Source organism: Planktosalinus sp. (assembly GCF_059864935.1).
The window spans coordinates 1-5,506 of record NZ_JCBCCK010000198.1 but is presented as its reverse complement, the minus strand read 5'-3'; the positions used below and the strand labels follow the sequence as shown (position 1 = coordinate 5,506).

The 5,506-nt window shown below is 38.4% G+C and carries 6 protein-coding genes; 3 read left to right on the top strand and 3 right to left on the bottom strand.

From position 1 onward, the window contains the following. Together AC6F75_RS07175 and AC6F75_RS07170 are read right to left on the bottom strand one after the other, a co-directional pair. On the bottom strand, positions 1-398 hold a 398-nt coding region (locus AC6F75_RS07175), incomplete at its 3' end, for a hypothetical protein (RefSeq protein ID WP_500714287.1). 199 nt (positions 399-597) lie between these two features. Beyond that, positions 598-1,899, bottom strand: coding sequence for a tyrosine-type recombinase/integrase (locus AC6F75_RS07170; protein WP_500714285.1), 1,302 nt, complete (start codon positions 1,897-1,899; stop codon positions 598-600). A 261-nt stretch (positions 1,900-2,160) separates the two neighbouring features. Between AC6F75_RS07170 and AC6F75_RS07165 the strand changes: the two genes are divergently transcribed. After that, positions 2,161-3,495, top strand: a complete 1,335-nt coding sequence (locus AC6F75_RS07165) for an MATE family efflux transporter (RefSeq protein ID WP_500714283.1) — start codon at positions 2,161-2,163, stop codon at positions 3,493-3,495. A gap of 300 nt (positions 3,496-3,795) precedes the next feature. Here the strand turns inward: AC6F75_RS07165 and AC6F75_RS07160 are convergent, their stop codons facing one another. Further along, positions 3,796-4,437 carry a 2OG-Fe(II) oxygenase gene (locus tag AC6F75_RS07160; RefSeq protein WP_500714288.1) on the bottom strand — a complete coding sequence of 214 codons (642 nt, stop codon included), beginning with the start codon at positions 4,435-4,437 and terminating at the stop codon, positions 3,796-3,798. A gap of 104 nt (positions 4,438-4,541) precedes the next feature. On the opposite strand from AC6F75_RS07160, the gene AC6F75_RS07155 reads away from it, so the two are divergent. After that, positions 4,542-4,991, top strand: coding sequence for a 6-carboxytetrahydropterin synthase (locus AC6F75_RS07155; RefSeq protein ID WP_500714281.1), 450 nt, complete (start codon positions 4,542-4,544; stop codon positions 4,989-4,991). A gap of 123 nt (positions 4,992-5,114) precedes the next feature. Continuing rightward, positions 5,115-5,506, top strand: a 392-nt coding sequence (locus AC6F75_RS07150) for a metallophosphoesterase (protein ID WP_500714280.1), incomplete at its 3' end; no start/stop codon positions are given.

Below are 5,506 nucleotides of genomic sequence, written 5' to 3'. Positions count from 1 at the left end.
GCGTTTGCATCACGATAATAAGGTTCAAAGTGTTCATCAGAATAATGGATGGGGTGGTCTTGTAAATAAGTATCTACTTCAAAAACCTTGAAAAAAGGGGTGTTTAAAAAATCTTCATTAAAAATTCTATCTAATGAGATTTCATATTTATCAAGCCACTTTTGAACTGTTACCTTTGATTCATCTTTTGGATAATCTGTTTTATCAATTTCGTTAATTAATAGGCCTAAAAACAGATTTTTGTCACTGTTACCAGATTGTAACTCTGTATAGATTTCAGATTTGATATCTTTAAGTAAGCGTTTAAAATCCACCATCACACCATAGGCTGAGTAGGTCTGAAGAATAAAATTATCGCTTAAGAGTTTGCAAAACTGATTGAAGTTATCACTTGTCATTCTCGTTCAATTAGAATTTAAATATAAATAAAAATTGAATGGAATAAATAAGGTTAGATAAAGGAGCGGGTTTTATGTATTAAAAAACCCGCTTTAAACGATGTGTGAGGTTCTTTCCTGGTTTTTGATGCGTATGTACTTATAGAATTCTTTTTCGGTTGTATGACCGGAAAAAGCCCTCCATAAAGCCATAGTTACATTACTTAGCCACTTTCATATTGACTTTTTCAAACTTGTTTTCTTTGGCTTGTTTTAACCAAAACTCTTGAAGTGTTTTGGCGTTTTCTTTTGGAGTGATTTTGATGTATTTCAAAAATTGAGCTTCAGTTTGATGCCCGGTTATCGCCATTATAGTCATATTTGGAAGTTTGCCATACAGATTAGAAGCAAAGCTTCTGCGACAAATGTGTGAAGAAACTAGTTTGTACATTGGGAAAACACCCTTTTCTTTTCTGTTAGTTTTGGGATTTATCATACTGCCTTCAATTTCCTCGGTGAAACCAGCTTCTTCGCATACATCTTTAATGTATAAATTGAATTTTTGGTCTGAAATGCTTCTAGGAAAACCGTTGTTTCTTTCAAGAATTTCCTTTACTTGTGGGTGCATCGGGATTACAACGTTTTGACCTGTCTTTTGTGTTTCAATCTCTATGAATCCTTCTTTTATATTGGTTTCTTTGAGTCTTAGGAAGTCGGATATTCTTAACCCTGTTCTCAAACCTATTATAAACAAATCTCTGGCGTTTTCTAGCCGCTCTACACCCTCATAGTCGTGATTGTATATTTTGTTTATTTGTTCGTCTTTTAAGTAGATGCTATCGGCTTTGACTTTTGGAGCAAAGAATTTAGGGTGGTTGATATGCTCGTGAACCGGTAATCCTTGAAGCTTGGCTTCTCTGGCTATGGTCTTAATTGTGCCAATATAATTACCTACTGTGCCTAAATTTATTTTTTGATCCTGGGTTAAGTAATTCACAAACCTATCATAAAAGGTCAGGTTTAAATCGGTGAACTTTAGTTTGGTTTTAAACTTCTCTTCATATTGCTCAATCTTTAATTTTGTGGTATTGTATTTTTTGATTGTGCCTGCGCTTACAGGTTTGTTAGTTCCCTTGATTATACGTGATGGTGCAAGCTCAATAAATCGTTTTATATAAGGCAAGTAAAACACCTGATCAATTGCATCATCATTGACGGGTCTATTAAAGTGTTTTGCTATTTTAGTTTTGAGCCAATCTCTATCAATGTAAATGCCTTTGGAGTTGTCTGAATTGAATTCTTTGATGATGAAGTTTTCTAGCTCAAATAAATGAGTGTTTACATCATCTTTATAAGTTGCATCTGCAATATTTTTAACTTTTTGCTTAGCTTTGCTCCAGTGGTTGGGAAGCACTTTTAGTTCAGTAGAAGCAGTGAAATCAAATTTTCTGCCGTTCTTGAAGCGTACAAGGATATTGGAATATCCTTTTACACCTTTTACGATGAAGTTGATAGTGGCCATAAGCTTGTATATTTTTGATTTTTAGTTATATAAATATACAAAATTATCCCCACATTATCCCCACAATAGTCATATTTATATATGATTTACTTTATCTAAATATGACTTAAATATGTTTTAAAGCCTTTATTTATAGTGGTTTACAATGGTTTTAATAAAGTGTGTAATATATAGAAAAGGGGTTGGTGGGTCCCATCTTCTCCACCAAATAAAAACCACGAGCTTTTATGCTTGTGGTTTCTTGTTTAAACTTCATTTAAATTGAGAAAAGACCTCTCTTTTAAAAACATCCACCGACTGGCCATTCCGGCCTTGATTGCCGGTATTGCTGAGCCTGTCATCTCGATTACAGATGCGGCCATAGTGGGCAACATTCCCATAAACGGCACTGAAGCACTAGCCGCGGTGGGAATCGTGGGTTCGTTTCTTTCAGCATTAATCTGGATTTTAGGCCAAACCCGCAGTGCCATTTCAGCCATTATTTCACAATATCTGGGTGCGGGAAAACTGGACGAACTCAAAACACTTCCGGCGCAAGCCATTTATCTCAATGTATTGCTGAGTGTTTTTATTTTGCTCAGCACCATCTTTTTTGTGGAAGGCATTTTTAAACTCTACAACGCCACCGGATTGGTGCTTGAATACAGCGTGGATTATTACAACATCCGTGTGTGGGGTTTTCCGCTTACGCTGTTTACTTTTGCTGTTTTTGGCGTTTTCAGGGGTTTGCAAAACACCTTTTGGCCAATGATAGTGGCGCTGTTTGGAGCAGCTGCAAACATCGGTCTTGATTTTGCTTTGGTTTACGGTATTGAAGGCTTTATTGAACCCATGCACTTAAAAGGCGCTGCCTGGGCCAGTTTGATTTCGCAAGGATTGATGGCGATTATTTCGTTAATTCTTCTACTCTGGAAAACCGATGTGAGCCTAAAAATTGAATTCCCGCTGCACCCTGAAATGTACCGCCTTACTAGTATGGCATTGAACCTGTTTGTGCGCTCGATTGCTTTAAACACCGCTATTTACTTTTCAAATGCTTTTGCAACTGATTATGGAACGGCACAAATCGCCGCACACACCATTGCGCTCAACCTTTGGTTGTTTTCGGCATTTTTTATTGATGGGTATTCCTCTTCGGGGAATATTATTTCCGGGAAATTACTGGGTGCCCGAGATTATAAGGGGTTGTGGGAACTCAGTAAAAAAGTGTCGCTTTACGGCATGCTGGTTGCCGGTGGATTGATGCTTGTGGGTTGGTCGCTCTATGAACCTCTTGGATTGCTGTTTTCAAAAGACCCCGATGTGATTTTCAGCTTTAAGCAAATCTTTTTTATCGTGATTCTTGTACAACCCATCAACGGCTTTGCCTTTATTTTTGACGGAATTTTTAAAGGAATGGGCAAAATGAAATACCTCCGCAATGTCCTGCTTTCGGCTACATTTTTAGGATTTATTCCGGTGTTGTTTATATTTGATTACTTAGGGTTTGAGTTGTACAGCATCTGGATTGCTTTTGCTGTTTGGGCTTTGATACGTTCGCTTTCGCTCATCATAAAATTCCGAAATTATTTACGCCCAAAATTAATTCACCATTAACGGATTTTTTTAACCAACCGGCGAAACGGTGCTTTTTTTCTTGACAAGAAATCACAAAAAAATGTAATTGCCATATAAAAACATTCGACACTATAATGTCTCGAATGGGCAGCTCCTAATTTTTTATACCATTAAGGCATTAAGTTTTATTAAGGACTGCTTAATCCTCTTAATTTCTTAATGTTTTATTTTATGGCCAACTTTGATTTTCTATTACACCTTAATGATTGTGAAAAAAATGGAAAACACCAATGATAAAACCAATGGCTTTTTTATGCGATATGGCGAACGCTCTTAAATTTAACGCGTTTTCAACCAACCGGTAATACTCAATCGTCGTTGTTCCACCGGTTTCACCTCGTGCTCCAATAACTGGCTTTCAAAAATGACCATTCTTCCGGGGAAGGGGTAGATTGTTTTTTCTGTTTCAATACCGTTTTCGTTGAGGTATATAACGAGTTCGCCGCCATATTCGGGTTGCCAGTTTTCATCGTTCAGGTAGCAAACCATGGAGAGTTTTCTTCTGTCGTCATTTTGAAATGTGTCCAGATGACGCTTGTAAAAAGTCCCTTTCGGGTAAAGGGCATAGTGAAATTCCTTGTGCAGTATTCCCATAAAACAGGTTTTGTTCAGATAGGAAATCATATCGTTAATCTTGTTGAAAAAGGATTTTTCGGCAGCGTTGGTTTCGCTTTCGTTTAACCAAAAAATAAAATCGCCACGCACGCTTTTTTCAATGGTTTCGTTCAGACGGTTTCCAATGGCCGCTTTTTTAAATTCGTCCTCTTCATATTTTTCGAGCAACGAATTCCGCAAAGCAAAAACTTCTTCCGCAGAAAAAAACCCTTCAACCACGCTGTAATTTTGCTCCCTCAGGTCGCTGATGATGCTTTCATACATCGGGTTTTCAACAAAATCGAGTTGCTCAAAAAGTTCAGCCATAGGGTTTCCAATATTGAAAAAGCGGGCAAATATAAGCCAGAAAGTCATCGCTTTAACATTGCCTTAAAAAGAAAGCGGTTATCTTTGTGGCACAACCTGATGCAATGAGTAAAATAAGGATCACCAAGCAGTTTAATTTTGAAACCGGACACGCACTTTACGGCTATGACGGCAAGTGCCGCAATGTGCATGGGCACAGTTATAAACTTTCGGTAACGGTCATCGGACAACCCATAACCGATTCCAGTCACGTGAAATATGGGATGGTGATTGATTTTAGCACCTTAAAAAAAATCGTAAAAGAAGAAGTTGTTGATGTGTTTGACCACGCCACAGTGTTTAACAAAAACACGCCTCACGTAGAATTGGCCAAAGAACTTTCAGAAAGGGACCACCACGTGATTTTGGTGGATTATCAGCCCACCAGTGAAAACATGGTGATTGATTTTGCGCAAAAAATAAAAGCCCGTCTCCCCGAGAATATAGAGCTACACTCCCTTAAACTTCAGGAAACAGAGAGTAGTTTTGCGGAGTGGTATGCTTCAGATAACTAAAAAGCCCCCCAACCCCCCGAAGGGGGGCTTAAGTAAAATGCTCTCCTAACGTGATGCATCGTAGAATTAATTATCCTAAAACTTCATTCATTTAATTATCTTTACAGTATCTAAAACTTCTGAATGAACATTCCTGAAGGTAAAAAAATCTATTTTTCCAGCGACAACCACCTGGGCGCCCCCACTCCCGAAGCCAGTCTTCCGCGGGAAAAAGTGTTTGTAAAATGGCTGGATACTGTTAAAGACGATGCCGCAGCTATTTTCCTGCTGGGTGATTTGTTTGACTTCTGGTTTGAGTACAAACATGTGGTCCCCAAAGGATTTGTACGCGTGTTGGGCAAACTTGCCGAACTGAGCGACTCGGGCATTCCCATTTACTTTTTTGTGGGCAACCACGACCTTTGGATGAATGGTTATTTTGAAAAAGAACTCAACATCCCGGTGTTTCACAAACCGCAGGAATTTACATTAGGTGACAAACTATTTTTAATCGGTCACGGCGACGGCCTGGGCCC

Excerpts from the sequence above, each read along its gene's own strand:
- AC6F75_RS07170 (WP_500714285.1), bottom strand. The coding sequence starts at position 1,899 with ATGGCCACTATCAACTTCATCGTAAAAGGTGTAAAAGGATATTCCAAT.
- AC6F75_RS07160 (WP_500714288.1), bottom strand. The coding sequence starts at position 4,437 with ATGGCTGAACTTTTTGAGCAACTCGATTTTGTTGAAAACCCGATGTAT.
- AC6F75_RS07155 (WP_500714281.1), top strand. The coding sequence starts at position 4,542 with ATGAGTAAAATAAGGATCACCAAGCAGTTTAATTTTGAAACCGGACAC.